Source organism: Brevundimonas sp. T2-11, assembly GCF_055397675.1.
Genome location: NZ_AP027920.1, coordinates 2,608,521 through 2,623,813 on the forward strand (window position 1 = coordinate 2,608,521; position 15,293 = coordinate 2,623,813).

Sequence of the window (15,293 nt, forward strand, 5' to 3'; positions counted from 1 at the left end):
CTTGGCCGTTGATGGGCTTCTCCTTTTTCTTCGCCCTTCTGCCGACGAGACGCCCGACATGACGCTTCGCAGCCTGTTGCTGACCGCTTCCGCCGCCCTGACCTTGCCGCTGGCTCTGGGGGCCTGTGGCGACAGGAAGGGCGAAGCGCCGACCGCGACGACGCTCGCCGCCGCCGACGCCGCGATCGAGACCGCGGCGACATCGCCCGCCCCCGCCGCTCAGGCGACGGCCAATCCGCCAAGCGTGACCCGCGAGTTCCGTGATTGGACCGCGACCTGCGACAACACCAACCACTGTGTGGCCTTCGGTTCTGCGCATGAAGACATGGGCTTTGTCCTGGTGTCCCTGGCCCCCGGTCCCGAAGCCCGCCCCGTCGTCCATATGGGCGGCTGGGGTCTGGAGGACGGCCAGGGCTCCGTTTACGCCGTGATCGACGGCCGCCGCTATGCGGGCCAGAACACCAAGATGGACGAGGAGGGCGACGTCATCGCCTTCAGGACCCCCTCGCCCGAACTGCTGCATGATCTGGGCAACGGATCCTTCATGGCCCTGCGACGCGGGGACGAGCAGATGAAGGTCAGCCTGGGCGGGGCCGCCGCCGCCTTCCTGTGGATCGACGAGCGTCAGGGGCGACTGAACACGCCCACGGCCCTGATCCGGCGCGGCGACCGCCCGGCCGCCGAGGTGCCCGCCGGCCCCGCCGCGCCGCGCGTGGCCGTGGCGGCCGCCGTCGCCCAGAACGGACTGGTCCAGGACGATCTTTCCCCCGCCCTTCTGGCCCACGCCAAGGTCAAGGAATGCCTGGCTGAAACCCGCAGGGGCGAACGGTTCGAACCGAGCGTCGAGGTCTTCCGACTGGCGGCTGACAAGCTGCTGTGGGCCGTGCCTTGCGGCGAAGGCGCCTACAACTTCAACCAGGTCTATTTCATCACCCCGGCCGACCGAACCTCGCCCCAGCCGGTCGTCTTCCCCACAGCGACGGGCAGCGAGGAGACCCTGGTCAACAGCCGCTATGATCCCAAGACCCGCACCCTCTTCGCCTTCGGCAAGGGGCGCGGCATCGGCGATTGCGGCCGCATGGGCGTCTGGGCCTGGACCGGCGAGCGCTTCGCCCTGCTGGACGAGAAGGTCATGCCGAGCTGCACGGCCGTTCCCCAGGACCTGTGGCCGACCACCTGGCGCGCGGCGACCTGATCCTCGCTCGGCGTCAGAGATGAAAACGGCCCGGACGCGCGAACGTCCGGGCCGTCTTTCGTTGCAGTCCTGCGCGAGGCCTCAGGCCCGCATCTGGGCCTCCAGCACCGCCAGCGGCAGGGAGCCGTTCATCAGCACCTTGTCGTGGAAGGCGCGCAGGTCGAAGCCGGGCCTGGCCTCGGCCTCGGCCCGCAGGCGGGCGATGACGGTGTGGCCGACCTTGTAGGCGCAGGCCTGGCCCGGCCAGACGGTGTAGCGGTTGATCTCGCTGTTCGAGGCGTCCAGCGGCTTGGCGCCCGAGGCCGCCATATATTCCACCGCCTGCTCGCGGCTCCAGCGCTCGGAATGCAGGCCGGTGTCGACCACCAGGCGCACGGCCCGGAACAGGTAGGACATCAGGAAGCCCACGCGGCCCAGAGGATCAGCCGCATAGGCGTCCAGATCATTGGCGGCGACCGCCTCGGCGTAGAGGGCCCAACCCTCGTTATAGGCCGAGAAGCCCCCCGCGCGGCGCCATTGCGGCAGCTCGCCCGACTCGCGCTGCAGGGCGACCTGCAGGTGGTGGCCCGGCGAGGCCTCGTGATAGGTCAGGGTCGGCAGAGCGAACTTCGGCCAGTTCCCGCTGTCGCGCAGGTTGATGTAGTAGGCGCCCGGACGCGAGCCATCCAGCGGCGGTCCCTGATAGTATCCGCCTGGCGCACCCGACTGGATCGACACCGGCACGCGGCGGATCTCGACGTGGGTTTTCGGCAGACGGCCGAAGACGGTCGGCAGTTTCGGCTCCAGCGCGGCGACCTGTTCGTTCAGCCAGGCCAGCAGTTCTTCCTTGCCCGCGTCGGTGTTGGGGAACAGTTGCGCCGGGTCCCGGTTCAGGGCCTGGACACGTTCGCCCACGGTCCCTTGCGTATAGCCCTGCGACTTCAGGATGGCGTCGATCTCGGCGCTGATCTCGGCGACCTGCGCCTTGCCCATCCGGTGGATCTCGGCGGCGCTCAGGGTGGTGGTCGTGTTGGACTTCAGCCCGTTGGCGTAGAAGGCCTCGCCGTCGGGCAGGCGCCAGACCCCGGCGTCATGCGTCGCCTGCGGGCGGATGGCCTCCAGGGCCGCGACCTGACGGGCCAGGGCGGGCTTGATCTGCTGGTCGACGATGGCGGCGGCGCGGGCGTCATAGCCGGTCAGGTTCAGCGCAGCGGTCTTGCGCACCAGCGACTTGATCATGGCCATGTCTGCGGCCTTGGTGTCGCGCAGGGTGCGGACCTGGGGCAGCATGCGGTCGATGATGAAGTCCGGCGGGATGACGCCCAGGCCGGCGTCCTCGCGCACCTTGTCCGTCTCACCGTCCAGCACGCCCGCGAAGGCCGACAGGCGCGACAGGAAGGCGTCGGCGCTCGCCGCATCCTCGATACGGTGCTGGTTGTCCATGAAGTCCGGCGTCTGGAAATAGGCGCCCGACAACTGGGTCACGACATAGGGCGAGGGCCGGCCCGGCCCCGCGCCATAGGCGAAGCGCGAGGTCTCGGCCGAGGTCTCGCGGCCGAAGGCGGCGATGGCGTAGTTCAGGGCGCCGGCTTCGCTGAGCCCCGTCTGGTCGAAGGCGCGCAGCGCAGCCCAGCGGTTGATGGCCTTGTCGCGATCCTTGCGGATGGCGTCGGGACCGGCTTCGCTGAGTTTGGACGACAGACCGGCGCGCGCGCCCTTGTCCAGACCCAGGTTGGTGGCGCGCTCGGGCGACTCATCGATATCGGCCTCGAACCAGCCGTCCAGCAGGGCGTTCAGGCGCGCGTCGGCGTCGGCGCCAGCGGCATGGGCCAGAGAGGGCGCGACGGCGGCCGTGGCGGCGGCGGTCAGCAGAAGGCGACGGCGATCGATCATGGTCTTTCTCCCCGATGAGGACGGCGCGACGCCGCACGCCCCCTCCCTACGCATACTATCGTCAGGCCGGCGCGCCCGTGTCGTGGTTTAGGCGGGCGTCCAGGCGTTGATGGTCCGCTCCAGCACCGTCAGCGGCACGCCGCCCAGGTTCAGGCCGGTATCGTGGAAGCCCTTGATGTCGAAGCGGGCGCCCAGGCGACGCTTGGCGTCCTCGCGCAGCCTGACCCAGGTGGTGTGGCCGACCTTGTAGCTGGACGCCTGGCCCGGCCAGACGCAGTAGCGCTCGATCTCCGTGGCGATGCTGGATTCCTGATCGCCCAGGGTGTCGACCATGTAGCGGATGCCCTGCTCGCGGCTCCAGCGCTTGTGGTGCAGGCCCGAGTCCGCCACCAGGCGCGCCGCGCGGAACATCAGCGACTGCAGATAGCCGATCTGGCCGAAGGGATCGTTTTCATAGGCGCCGATCTCGTCCGCCAGTTGCTCGGCGTAGAGGCCCCATCCCTCGGAATAGGCCGAGAAGCCCATGACCTTCATCAGCAGAGGGGTGTCCGGCTTCTCCTGCTGCAGGGCGATCTGGAAGTGGTGACCCGGAACCGCCTCATGATAGGTCAGGGTCGGCAGGGTCCACTTGGGCCATTCCGCCGTGTCGCGCAGGTTGATGTAGTAGGCGCCCGGTCGCGATCCATCCAGGGCCGGCCCCTGATAGTAGCCGCCCGGCGCGCCGGCCTCGATGGCCTTGGGCACGCGCTTGATGTCGCACGGCGACTTGGGCAGGCGGCCGAAGTATTCCGGCATGCGCGCCTGCATGGCGACCATCTGGACGTTGAGCTCCTTGATCAGCTCTTCCTTGGCCTCGTCGGTATTCGGATAGACGAAGCGCGGATCCTTGCCGAGAGCGGCGATCCGCTCGCCGACCGAGCCTTGCGTCATGCCCTGCGCCTTCAGCAGGACGTCGGCGCGGGCCGAGATTTCCGCCACCTGTTCCAGACCCATCTGGTGGACTTCATCCGGGGTCATCGACGAGGTGGTGAAGTATTTCAGACCGAAACGGTAATAGTCCTCGCCTTGCGGCAGGCGCCAGACGCCACCGTCATGGGTCGCGCCGGGCCGCACAGCCTTGAAGGCGTCAGCCTGACGCTGGATCGCGGGATAGACCTCATTGGTCAGGATGGCCTGGGCGCGCGCGGCCCAGTCGCCGGGGATGTTCTTCTCGGCGGCGCGACGGGCCAGGGACTGGCTCATGACCGAATCCGCCGGAGCCGTGCCGGTGATGGCCGCCATCTGGGTCAGGGTGCGGTCGATGACGAAGTCAGGCGGCACGGCGCCGGCGGCGAAATCGGCCTGCATGCGGGCGCGCTCGTCGTCCAGACCTTTGGCGAAGTCCGACAGGCGCGACAGATAGGCGTCTGCGTCGTCAGCCGCCTCGATACGGTGCTGGCTGTCGAGGAAGTCGGGGATCTGCTGATAGGCGCCGCCCAGCTGGCTGACCGTATAGGGCGAAGGGAACATGCCGCCGCCATAGGGGAAGGCGTAGCCCTCCTCCACCGTGTCGCCGAAGAACTCCAGCGAGTCGTAATAGGTCTGCTCGTCAGTCGTCAGCTGGGCCCGGTCGATGGCCTTCACGGCCTTCATGCCGTCGCGGAACCTGGCCTTGTCGGCGTCGATCTTGGCCTGCGAGCGGTCGCTCAGCTTGAAGCGGGCGGCGGCCATCGGTCCCCGGTCCATGCCCAGGGCGGTCAGGGTCTCGGGGTCGGACAGGATCATCTCCTGCGCGATCTTGTCCAGCAGGGCCAGGAACTGGGCCGAGGCGGGTCCCGCGGCGGGCGCCGTCGTGGCGGCCTGCGCAAGCGCGCGGGCGGCGCCGGAGGTCGCGAACGCGCCTCCCAGGGCGGCGGTCATCAACAGGCGGCGACGGTCCATCATCGGGCTTCCTCCCAAAAGCAATGGGAGGGGACACTAGCGAAGCCTTGCCGCCCCGCAAGCCGTCACGGTCATGACGCAGATGAAGTTTCGTCCATGCTGCGCCGCCGCATGAAATCAGACCGGCTGGACGTGGGCCTTGAGGCAGTCGCGCACGGCCTTCTTCAGGTCGCCCGGCGCATTGGGCTCGTCCACGCCCTCGGCCGCCAGCACCGCCTTCATCGCCGCGTCCAGACCCTTGGGCAGGGCCGCGATCACCTTCTTCTGACCCTTGTCATGCAGGCAGAAGCCGACCTCGCTGCACAGGGCGGCGAACATCGCGTCGAGGTCCACGTGGGCGAAGTCGGGGGCGGCGTCAGTCATGAAGTCTCAGGCTTTCAGGCGGGTCGCATGGAAGGCCACGTGGTCGTCCACGAAGCTGGCCATGAAGAAGTAGGAGTGATCATAGCCCGGCTGCATCCGCAGGGTCAGCCCCTGGCCCGCCTTTTCGGCCGCCGCGGCCAGCAGTTCCGGCTTCAGCTGATCCGTCAGGAAGCTGTCGGCGTCGCCCTGATCCACCAGGATGTCGTCAAAGCGTCCCGCCGCCGCGCCGCCTTCGATCAGCAGAGCCGCATCGTGTTTCGCCCATTCGGCGCGATCCTCGCCCAGATAGGCGGTGAAGGCCTTCTCGCCCCACGGACAGCGCGTCGGCGACGCGATGGGTGCGAAGGCCGAAACGGACCTGAACAGTTCGGGATGGCGCAGGGCCAGGGTCAGGGCGCCGTGCCCGCCCATGGAATGGCCGAAGATCGAACGCGTCTTCGTGGTCGGAAACGCGGCGTCGATCAGGGCGATCAGCTCGTCCGTGACATAGGTCTCCATGCGGAAATGCGGCGCCCAGGGCGCTTCAGTCGCGTCGACATAGAAGCCCGCGCCCTGGCCCAGGTCATAGGCGGGATCATCCGCCACCCCTTCGCCCCGCGGCGAAGTATCCGGCGCGACGATGATGACGCCGTGCTCGGCGGCGGCCTTGTAGGCCCCGGCCTTGGTGGTGAAATTGTCCTCGGTGCAGGTCAGGCCCGACAGCCAGATCAGGACCGGGAAAGGCCCTTCGCCTGCGGGCGTGAACACCGACAGGGTCATGGGCGTGCCCGTCGTCGCGCTGTCGTGCTTCAGATAGCGCAGGGTTCCGCCGTGAACGACGTGGGTCTTGACCGTTTCCATCAACTCAAACTCCGATCAGTCAGGCCAGACGCGGGCCATGAAGGCGTCGTCCAGTCGGCCGCCGTCCTTCGAGAAATGCGCATACCATTCGCGCGGAATTGGCGGGCTGGCCCCGGCGGGCGGCGCGCCGCCGCCCCAGGCCTCGAAGCCGACCCCGACCAGGATGGGTCCCTCGCGCACGGCGGGCGCGGGCACGGCCTCGACCGCCTTGACCACCGCCGCGAGCGTCTCGGTGTTCGGCGCCGGATCGCCAGTGACGACCCAGGCCTTCGCCCGCCCGCCCGGCTTGACCATCAGCAGCAGCATGCCCGAGGCGCCGGGCTGAACCGGGGCGGCGCGCACGGCGCCCTCGGCCGCCAGCGTCGCGGCGTTGACATAGGGCGACAGGGCCGAGACCTCGACCCGCGCCTTCATGACCGGATCGGGCAGGTACAGAACCACGTCCTTGCCCACCCAGGCCTCGGCCGGCGCTTCGGCCACAGGCGCTCTGTCGGCGCCCCGATCGCAGGCCGCCAATCCCAGCGACAGGCTGAACGCCGCCAGCCCCGCCGTCATCGCCGCTTTCGCCCTCATCTCGTCTCCGCCTTCAAACCCAGGCCCTGCTTTATCCCGTGCGGACCAAGGCAGATAGGCCCGCCGTCAGCCTTCGGGCGTCACCACGCGCGTCGCCTGACCGTTCTCGTCCATAAAGATGATCCGCGCCCCGCCGTCGGCCGCCACGCTGAGCACCAGACGCGCCTTGCCCGCGCCGTCGCGCAGCACCAGTTCCGACGCGCCCGAGCCCTGACGCCCCAGGAAGGCGCGCGGGAAGCCCTCCAGATTGGCGGTCTTCATCGCCTCTTGCTGCTGTTCGGGGGTCAGGCCCGCCAGACTCTCCAGCACGGCGAAGTCGATCGACTCCTCGGGCCGGTCGTTGACGAAGACGCCGGACACCCGTCGCGCCCCTTGCTGGAAGCCCATGATCTGGACCGTCTGGTCCTGTTCATAGCCGTCGAAAGTCAGGCTGCCGCCCGACGTCTTGACGCCGTCGGCGTTCTTGCCGCCGAACACCAGGCCGCCGACCTCGGTGCCTTCCTCGTTCATGAACAGCATGCCCGCCGAATCGCGCCCCGGATGCGGAACCTCGCGCCCGCGATAGGGGATTTCCGGGAAGGCGGTCTGGTTGGAGATCACCATCCGCAGCGTGCCGTCCGGCTCGCGCACATTGATGCGCTGGACGTCGATCTCGGTGAAGCGGGCCGGACCGACGCCCGACACCGCGCCCGAGACCATCACCCCCACAAAGACAGCCGTCAGCACGCCCGAATAGGCGATCAGAGCCTTTTGCGCGTCGAATTTCATGATGATCCTCCCCATTGATCGAGGGGTGGTAGCGGATCAGGCCGACGTCGCCCCGTGGTCAGTTGTCGCAAGCCGGGCTATTTACGACGGCCGGTGAACGGCGCAGATCTTGTTGCCCGACGGGTCGCGCAGATAGGCCAGGTGCATCTCGCCGAAGGGCGTGCGGCGCGGACCGGCCGGGTCCTCGATGGCGACGCCGCCCGCCGCCACGCCGGCCTCGGCGAAGGCGATGACCGCTTCGGGGCTGGCCGCTGCAAAACCGATGGTGCCGCCGTTGGCGTGACAGGCCGCCTGGCCGTCGCGCGGCGTGACCACGCCCAGCATGCCGCGCGGCGTCATGTACCAGATGCCCGGCAGAGGCACATCGCTGGGCGTGCCCGGCTGATGGCCCAGGGCCCCCAGCACCGCGTCATAGAATTTGCGCGACGCCTCGACGTCGTTGGCGCCCAGGGTGACGTGGGTGAACATGGTCTTCCTCCCGATGATGCGCCCGGCCGGTTCGCCGGGCGCAGCAAGCTAGGCCAATAAGGTTTCTTTTGGCAACTGACTAGTTGCACTTCAGCTAGGTGTTAGGTCGCCAGACAGAGCCGTCGCCGCTGACGTCATAGAACCCCACGCCATTTCGCTTGGCGAGGACAAGCCCCAGCTCGCGAGCAATCTCCACCCGCTGCCAGGCGAAGCCTGCATAGATGGCAGTGGGCGCGCAGGAAAAATCACCCGCGTCATCCGGCCTCAACCATGGCCCGAGCCGTGAACGGCGCGGACCGTTGAGAGGCCAGAAACGTCGTCGCATCCCGGCCTCCCACTGCTGCAGACGCGGTGAACAGACAGCAGGATCGTTGTAATCCCACGCCCCGTCCCAGCGCATGAAGGCCTCGTACCATGCCTTGAACGCTTCGGGCTCAGCCGGCACGGCGGACGGCTCAAACACCAGCAAGTCGTAGCTCATCCTCGCCCCCACCCTCGCGCATCAGGTCAAAAGCCTCTTCTGGCAACCGACTATCGCAGAACTCAGACCGGCTTGGCGCCATCGCGGGCATAGCCTTCCATCAATCGACCGTAGTCCTCCACCGGCGGGAACTCGGGATAGTCCACCCGCGCGCCGGACTGGACGCCCGGCAGTCGCTCCGTCGCCCAGGTATCGGCATAGGGGACGACCCAGCCCCCGTCATCCAGCAGGCTGGGCCTCAGGTTCACGAATGCGCCCCCGGCGATGCCGCGCGTGAACAGCCAGTTCTTGCACGACGGACAAAAGTGATGCTCCGGCACAGGATTGTGCAGGCCGCCGATCTCGGTCTCGCCCTCAATCGACAGCCCCGAGGCCGGTAGCATCAGGCTGAGCGAATAGGCCCCGCCCGTCAGCTTCTGGCAGGCGCGACAGTGACAGGCGGCGGCGACAACCGGCGCCTCGGTCACGCGGACCCGCACCTGACCACACAGGCAGGCGCCGCTCCACGGCAGTTTCCAGTCACTCATCGCGCGTCCTTCCGCGTTTAGAAGACGATCACCGAGCGGATGCTCTTGCCTTCGTGCATCAGGTCGAAGGCCTCGTTGATGCGTTCCAGCGGCAGGGTGTGGGTGATCATCGGGTCGATCTCGATCTTGCCGTCCATGTACCAGTCGACGATCTTCGGCGTGTCGGTGCGGCCGCGCGCGCCGCCGAAGGCCGAGCCCTTCCAGACGCGGCCGGTGACCAGCTGGAACGGACGGGTGGCGATCTCCTTGCCCGCCTCGGCCACGCCGATGACGACGCTCTCGCCCCAGCCGCGATGGCAGGCTTCCAGCGCCTGACGCATGACCACGGTGTTGCCGGTGCAGTCGAAGGTGTAGTCGGCGCCGCCGTCGGTCAGTTCGACCAGATGGGCCACCACGTCCGGGACCTCCTTCGGATTGACGAAGTGGGTCATGCCGAAGCGACGGCCCCACTCTTCCTTGTCGCCGTTGATGTCGACGCCGACGATCATGTCGGCCCCGACCAGCTTCAGCCCCTGAATGACGTTCAGGCCGATGCCGCCCAGACCGAAGACCACGGCGTTGGCGCCCGGCTCGACCTTGGCCGTGTTGACCACCGCGCCCACGCCCGTCGTCACGCCGCAGCCGATGTAGCAGGCCTTGTCGAAGGGAGCGTCCTTGCGGATCTTGGCCACCGCGATCTCGGGCAGGACCGTATAGTTCGAGAAGGTCGAGCAGCCCATGTAGTGGGCGATCGGCTGGCCCTTGTAGCTGAAGCGCGAAGTGCCGTCGGGCATCAGGCCCTTGCCCTGCGTGCCCCGGATCGAGGTGCACAGATTGGTCTTGCGGCTCAGGCACGACTTACACTGGCGGCATTCCGGGGTGTACAGCGGGATCACGTGGTCGCCGACCTCAAGGCTGGTCACGCCCGGTCCGACCTCGACCACCACGCCCGCGCCCTCGTGGCCCAGGATCGAGGGGAAGATGCCCTCGGAGTCCAGACCGTCCAGCGTATAGGCGTCGGTGTGGCAGACGCCGGTCGCCTTGATCTCGATCAGCACCTCGCCCGCGCGCGGGCCTTCCAGATCGACCTCGACGATCTCGAGCGGGCGTTTGGCTTCGAACGCGACGGCGGCGCGGGTTTTCATACTTCTGGTCCTTCGGACGTCCCTACGCTCGCGACGCGGTCGCTCGCTGCTTGAGGGACATGAGGGTGGGCGATTGGCGTCTGTTCTACGCCCGTCTGCGTCGTCCCGAAACGGCGACAACCGCAAAACATTATTGTCGTACGACAACAATCATGATCGAACGTCCCGATGAGCCGCTGGGACGGGATCGACGAATTCACCGCTGTCGCCGAGCAGGCCAGCTTCTCGGCCGCCGCCCGGCGTCTGGGTCTGTCGACCTCGGCGGTCAGCCGCGAGATCGCCCGGCTGGAGGACAGGCTGCAGACCCGCCTGCTCCATCGCACCACCCGCCGGGTCGAGCTGACCGACGCGGGCCGCGACTTTCTGGCCTGCTGCCGCCGCCTGATCGACGAGCGCGACGAGGCCCTGGCCGCCGTCCAGCCCGATGATCAGGCCCCGCGCGGCCTGCTGCGCATGACCTGTTCCGTCTCCTATGGCGAGCGCTTCATCGCCCCCGCCGTCAACGCCTTCGCGCGCCAGAACCCGGAGCTGCGGATCGAGCTCGACCTCGATAACCGCCTGCGTGACCTCGTCGGCGACGGCTATGATCTGGCGGTGCGGTTCGGCCACCTGACCGACTCCCGCCTGATGGCGCGACGGCTGGCCTCGCGGCGGCTGATCCTGTGCGTCAGCCCCGACTATCTGGCCCGCCGCGGCGCTCCGCGCGACCTGTCCGAGATCGCCAGCCACGACGGCCTGATCGGCTCGGCCGAGCACTGGCGCTTCACCGAGGCCGGGCGCGAGGTCAGCCTTCGCCCCTCCGGCCGCTGGCGCTGCAACTCCGGCGCGGCGGTGCTGGATGCGGCCTTGCAGGGGCTGGGCCTGTGCCAGCTGCCCGATTTCTATGTGGCCGAGGCCCTGGCCTCGGGCGCCCTCGTCTCCCTGCTGGACGAGGCCCGCCCGCCCGACGAAGGCGTCTGGGCCGTCCATCCCCACCCCCGCCACGTCCCGCCCAAGGTCCGCGCCATGATCGACTGGCTGCACGAGCGGCTGTCGCCGGCGCCCGACCGGCGTTAGGGTCAGGCGAATGCGAAGCCTGCACCCGACCTATCTGAAGATCCGCCGCTGGGTGGATGACAAGCTCGCGAGCCCCGCCAGCCATATTCAGGTCGGCCCGCTTCCCGTTCGGCGCACCCACCTTCCGGCGCTGATCGCGTTCGCGGCCTTCGCACCGCTGCTCGCGCTTCACCTGATCATTGGCCCCCTTCCCGCGCCCGCCTGGTTGATCGGCTGCCTGTGGGCCGTAACCTCGACCGCCTTCATGGGATGGCGCGGCTGGCGATTGATGCGCGCCGCAGGGATCAAGAGCGCGCGCGACTACGACCGACGCGCCAAGTTCAACCTGCCGCGCGAATACGCCGCCTCGGAAAGCCTGCTCGCGCATCAGCGGCGTGAACGGAGAACCAAGCGATGAACCTCGTCGTCCTCACCGGCGCCGGCGTCTCGGCCGAGAGCGGCGTGCCGACCTTCCGCGCCTCGGACGGGCTGTGGGAGGGGCATCGCATCGAGGCGGTGGCGACGCCCGAGGGCTTCGCGGCCGACCCGTCTCTGGTGCAGGACTTCTACAACCAGCGGCGGCGGCATCTGGCCAGGGTTCAGCCCAACGCCGCGCATCGGGCCCTGGCCGATCTGGCGGCGCGGTGGACCGGCGACTTCCTGCTGGTGACGCAGAACGTCGATGACCTGCACGACCGGGCGCACGTCGAGACCCCGCCCGCTGCGGGGTTCGAGCTGATCCATATGCACGGCGAGCTGCTGAAAGCGCGCTGCACGGCGTCGGGCGTCGTCTGCGACTGGACCGGCGATCTGGAGGCCGCGCATGCCTCGCCGCATCACCCGCGCGGGACCTTGCGCCCGCACATCGTCTGGTTCGGCGAGATGCCGCTTCAGATGGAGCGGATCGAGGCGGCGCTGGACGCCTGCGACCTGTTCGTCTCCATCGGCACCTCGGGCGCGGTCTATCCGGCGGCGGGCTTCGTGCAACAGGCGCGCATGGCCGGGGCGCGGACGGTGGAGATCAATCTGGAGCCGACCCAAGGGCATCGCCTGTTCGACGAGGGCGTCTATGGCCCGGCCAGCGAGACCGTGCCCGCCTTCTTCAACGCGCTCTAGCCGCGCGGCCCGAACAGGATCACCCCCGCCCCGATCAGGCAGACCACCCCGCCGATCAGGTCCCAGCGGTCCGGCGTCGTCTTCTCGACCAGCGCCATCCACGCCAGCGAAGCGACGATATAGACCCCGCCATAGGCCGCGAACGCCCGCCCCGCCGTCTCGGCCGGCACAAGCGTCAGCAGCCAGGCGAAGGCGATCAGGCTGAGCACGCCCGGAACCAGCCAGACCGGCGACCGATCCAGCTTCAGCCAGGCCCAGAAGGCGAAGCAGCCGCCGATCTCGGCCAGAGCAGCGAGGGGGTAGATGAGGGCGAGTTTCACGCCTGCACGCGCCGAACCCATGCCCAGAACGGATCAGCCGAAGCCTCGTCGTCCATCCCGGGGGCCGTCTCCACGACCTCAGACGCCGTCTCCGGGATCACCACGCCGAAAGCTTGGCTCAACCAACGTTGGAAATTCAACGGAGGATCAAACGGCGGTGCCTCGGCGTCTCCCCCCCAACAAGCCCCATAGGCTTCGACCGGACGCAGCCGGTGCTCTTCCGGCCAACAGGCATCCAGGTAGCCAATCGCGAGAAAGCGCAGAAACTGGACGGCATCATCGGTAATCACCCCCATCCAAGTGGATCCCGATCCCGACCCGCAATGAACAAACCGCAACCGCCCCTCATCGTCGCGCCACAGACCTGCGTAGGAGCCGTCCCCTCCCGTCCTGACAAACAGATTCAAACGCCTCGAAACTTCGGGGGCGTCAGATACCCAAGTGCCACCCAGGCTCGGTTCAAACTGAATCGCGGACCGGCCAGTCGGAACACCCCATTGGCTGCCAGCATAAAGACTCGCGAAGAGCCGCCCGTCTCGGTCCGCCTCCACCGCCCCAGAGCTCTCCAGCCAATCGAGAGCCTGAGTGATCGGTTCCGGCAGGAGCATCCCCGGCATCGACGCTTGAACCGTTTGACTAAACCGACCTTCAGGCATGGCCTCTACTCGCCCTTCTTCGCTTCCGCCGCGCGCTTTTCGGCCAGCTTGGCCAGCACGCGGCCGCGGCCCTTGGCGAGGGCGTGGATGGCGCCGCGCATGGTGGCGACTTCCTGTTCGGTGAAGGCGGCGCGGCCCAGCATGACGCGCAGGTTCTGGCTCATCGACGGCCTTTTCTCGGGCGGGTGGAAGAAGCCCCCGGCCTCCAGCTCGGCCTCGAAGTGTTCGTACATGCCGATCAGCAGTTCGTTCGACGCGGGCGGCTCGCCCTCGCGGAAGCGCGGCGGCGGGGCGTCGAGGATCAGGGTGCGCCACTCATAGGCGTTGATGGCCACGGCCTGGGCCAGGTTCAGCGAATGGTGCCTGGGATCGATCGGAATGGTGGTGATGCCGGCGCACAGGGCGATGTCGGTGGTCTCAAGACCCGCGCGCTCGCCGCCGAACAGCAGGCCGGTCTTCAGGCCGGACGCCGTGTCGTCATAGAGGATGCGGGCGCTCTCGCGCGGGGTGCGCACCGGCTGGCGCGTCTCGCGCGGGCGGGCGGTGGTGGCGAAGACGGTGTTCAGGTCGTGGATCGCCTCGGCCACGCTGTCGAAGACCCGCACGCCCTCCAGCACCCAGTCGGCGCCCGAGGCGGTGGCCCAGGCGCGGTCCTGGGGCCAGCCGTCGCGCGGGCTGACCAGCCGCAGTTCCGACAGGCCGAAGTTCGCCATGACGCGGGCGACCGCGCCGATGTTCTCGGCCATCTGGGACTTGTCGAGGATGACGACGGGGGGCGTGAGTTCAGTCATGGGGGCTGCATAGTCCTTCTCCCCTTGCGGGAGAAGGTGGCTGGCGAAGCCAGACGGATGAGGGGTCGCGCTGACGCCGACCGCCTCATCCTTTTCGAACCTTGAGAAACCCCTCATCCGAGCCCTTCGGGCCCACCTTCTCCCGCAAGGGGAGAAGGGAGAAATTTAGTCCTCGCCGATCATCGACACCCACGGGTCGACCGTGCCGGCCTCGACCTCGGCCACCTTGACGGCGGGCCAGCCGATGGAAGCCGCGCCGCTCTCGCGCCAGCTGAGAATGATCAGGTCGCGCAGTTCAGACGCGCCCGCCGCCAGACGCTCGTTGACGAAGGCCGCGCCGCGCGGGTCGGCGTCCTTGAAGCCGCCCGCCTTCTCCAGACGATAGAAGGGAATGACCGTACCCAGGGTGGTCTTCAGATAGACGGCGGTGCGGGCGCGCAGGTCCAGACCCGACACCTGCGGCTGGCTCATGGCCGCCTCGACCGTATCGAGGCGGGCGACGCGCGAGGTGAACTCGCCCTCGAAGATCCCGTGGGTGCGGCGCGAGTTGGTGAAGCCCTCGGGGTTCGGGTAGTCGCCCCAGCCATTGAAGTGGATCGAGGTGTGGTGCGGCTGCGAGCCGTCGCCGACATAGTGGGCCAGGACGCCGATGTCGCGCAGGATCAGGGCCTCGCGGCGCTCGCGGTCGGCGCGATACCAGGCCTTCTTGCCGGGGTCGGCCTCGCGGCCCTCGGCGGCGGTGAGGACGCGCCAGTAGGCGAAGTCGCGGCCCAGGTTCTGATAGGCGTCCATCAGGGCGTAGGGCAGGTAGCCGACCTCGTCGATCTTGATCCCCGCCTGCACCAGGGCCGTGTCGAAGTCCGATTTCAGCCGCGGCAGGGCGTCGATATGCGGACCGTTGGCCGTCATCGCATGACCATTGTCGTCGAAGTCGATGAAGTGGGCCGTGTCGCGCTCGCGGTCATGCGGCTGGCCGGCGCCCTTCCAGCGGTCGGGCTCGCGCGCCAGTTCGCCGACGTCGGCGACGGCGCCCGGCGTGCGCAGGAAGGCCGGCAGGTCGTCGCTGAGACCGCGCATGGCCGCCACGCCGATCAGGCGGTGGCCGGTATTGCCCCAGGCGTCCACATGAACGGCGGGGGCCGCGACCAGCATCAGGGCGGCGGCGGAGATCATCAGGCGTTTGACTTGACGCTTCATCGGAGAACACCGGCGGAAAAATTCGTGGGGAAACGACCGCTTATCCC

General features: G+C 68.3%; 18 protein-coding genes. 4 read left to right on the forward strand and 14 right to left on the reverse strand.

Translation table 11 applies throughout. The features are described 5' to 3' along the window. Positions 1-58 precede the first annotated feature (58 nt). The gene (locus ACZ5XO_RS12725) at positions 59-1,195 is read left to right on the forward strand and encodes a DUF1176 domain-containing protein (RefSeq protein WP_464162703.1); all 1,137 of its coding nucleotides are present in this window, start codon (positions 59-61) and stop codon (positions 1,193-1,195) included. A gap of 81 nt (positions 1,196-1,276) precedes the next feature. On the opposite strand, the gene ACZ5XO_RS12730 is transcribed toward ACZ5XO_RS12725, so the two are convergent. From ACZ5XO_RS12730 to ACZ5XO_RS12775, 10 genes are all read right to left on the reverse strand, one after another. After that, the gene (locus tag ACZ5XO_RS12730) at positions 1,277-3,067 is read right to left on the reverse strand and encodes a DUF885 domain-containing protein (RefSeq protein WP_464162704.1); all 1,791 of its coding nucleotides are present in this window, start codon (positions 3,065-3,067) and stop codon (positions 1,277-1,279) included. Positions 3,068-3,154: 87 nt separating this feature from the next. Further along, positions 3,155-4,990, reverse strand: coding sequence for a DUF885 domain-containing protein (locus ACZ5XO_RS12735; RefSeq protein WP_464162705.1), 1,836 nt, complete (start codon positions 4,988-4,990; stop codon positions 3,155-3,157). A 114-nt stretch (positions 4,991-5,104) separates the two neighbouring features. Then, complete coding sequence (locus ACZ5XO_RS12740) at positions 5,105-5,350, reverse strand: hypothetical protein (protein ID WP_464162706.1); 246 nt, start codon at positions 5,348-5,350, stop codon at positions 5,105-5,107. A gap of 6 nt (positions 5,351-5,356) precedes the next feature. Beyond that, entirely contained in the window at positions 5,357-6,190 is an 834-nt protein-coding gene (gene fghA / locus ACZ5XO_RS12745; protein ID WP_464162707.1) for an S-formylglutathione hydrolase, read from the reverse strand. A gap of 15 nt (positions 6,191-6,205) precedes the next feature. Further along, entirely contained in the window at positions 6,206-6,763 is a 558-nt protein-coding gene (locus tag ACZ5XO_RS12750; RefSeq protein WP_464162708.1) for a hypothetical protein, read from the reverse strand. 66 nt (positions 6,764-6,829) lie between these two features. Beyond that, a complete protein-coding gene (locus ACZ5XO_RS12755; RefSeq protein WP_464162709.1) occupies positions 6,830-7,531 on the reverse strand; it encodes a hypothetical protein in 702 nt (233 codons plus the stop codon). An 81-nt stretch (positions 7,532-7,612) separates the two neighbouring features. Continuing rightward, positions 7,613-7,999: a VOC family protein gene (locus ACZ5XO_RS12760; protein WP_464162710.1), complete on the reverse strand. Its 387-nt coding sequence runs from the start codon at positions 7,997-7,999 to the stop codon at positions 7,613-7,615. Between the two features lie 94 nt (positions 8,000-8,093). After that, positions 8,094-8,480 (reverse strand): hypothetical protein, encoded by a 387-nt coding sequence (locus tag ACZ5XO_RS12765; RefSeq protein WP_464162711.1) that lies wholly within the window; start codon positions 8,478-8,480, stop codon positions 8,094-8,096. Between the two features lie 62 nt (positions 8,481-8,542). Then, a complete protein-coding gene (locus ACZ5XO_RS12770; protein ID WP_464162712.1) occupies positions 8,543-9,007 on the reverse strand; it encodes a GFA family protein in 465 nt (154 codons plus the stop codon). A gap of 17 nt (positions 9,008-9,024) precedes the next feature. Then, on the reverse strand, positions 9,025-10,131 hold the full coding sequence (locus ACZ5XO_RS12775) for an S-(hydroxymethyl)glutathione dehydrogenase/class III alcohol dehydrogenase (RefSeq protein WP_464162713.1): 1,107 nt from the start codon (positions 10,129-10,131) through the stop codon (positions 9,025-9,027). A gap of 168 nt (positions 10,132-10,299) precedes the next feature. On the opposite strand from ACZ5XO_RS12775, the gene ACZ5XO_RS12780 reads away from it, so the two are divergent. From ACZ5XO_RS12780 to ACZ5XO_RS12790, 3 genes are read left to right on the forward strand one after another with little or no spacing between them, the layout of a single operon-like run. Continuing rightward, positions 10,300-11,187 carry a LysR family transcriptional regulator gene (locus tag ACZ5XO_RS12780; protein ID WP_464162714.1) on the forward strand — a complete coding sequence of 296 codons (888 nt, stop codon included), beginning with the start codon at positions 10,300-10,302 and terminating at the stop codon, positions 11,185-11,187. A 10-nt stretch (positions 11,188-11,197) separates the two neighbouring features. Next, positions 11,198-11,584 carry a hypothetical protein gene (locus tag ACZ5XO_RS12785; protein ID WP_464162715.1) on the forward strand — a complete coding sequence of 129 codons (387 nt, stop codon included), beginning with the start codon at positions 11,198-11,200 and terminating at the stop codon, positions 11,582-11,584. Further along, complete coding sequence (locus ACZ5XO_RS12790; RefSeq protein WP_464162716.1) at positions 11,581-12,282, forward strand: NAD-dependent deacylase; 702 nt, start codon at positions 11,581-11,583, stop codon at positions 12,280-12,282. The genes ACZ5XO_RS12785 and ACZ5XO_RS12790 overlap by 4 nt, the downstream gene beginning before the upstream one ends. Here the strand turns inward: ACZ5XO_RS12790 and ACZ5XO_RS12795 are convergent. The 4 genes from ACZ5XO_RS12795 to ACZ5XO_RS12810 all read right to left on the reverse strand — a co-directional run bounded on the left by ACZ5XO_RS12795 (position 12,279) and on the right by ACZ5XO_RS12810 (position 15,246). Then, a complete protein-coding gene (locus ACZ5XO_RS12795) occupies positions 12,279-12,602 on the reverse strand; it encodes a YnfA family protein (RefSeq protein WP_464162717.1) in 324 nt (107 codons plus the stop codon). The genes ACZ5XO_RS12790 and ACZ5XO_RS12795 overlap by 4 nt on opposite strands. After that, entirely contained in the window at positions 12,599-12,898 is a 300-nt protein-coding gene (locus tag ACZ5XO_RS12800; RefSeq protein WP_464162718.1) for a hypothetical protein, read from the reverse strand. Before ACZ5XO_RS12800 ends, ACZ5XO_RS12795 begins: the two co-directional genes overlap by 4 nt. 365 nt (positions 12,899-13,263) lie before the next feature. After that, positions 13,264-14,049: an RNA methyltransferase gene (locus ACZ5XO_RS12805; protein WP_464162719.1), complete on the reverse strand. Its 786-nt coding sequence runs from the start codon at positions 14,047-14,049 to the stop codon at positions 13,264-13,266. Positions 14,050-14,214: 165 nt separating this feature from the next. Further along, entirely contained in the window at positions 14,215-15,246 is a 1,032-nt protein-coding gene (locus ACZ5XO_RS12810) for a phospholipase C/P1 nuclease family protein (protein ID WP_464162720.1), read from the reverse strand. Positions 15,247-15,293 lie beyond the last annotated feature (47 nt).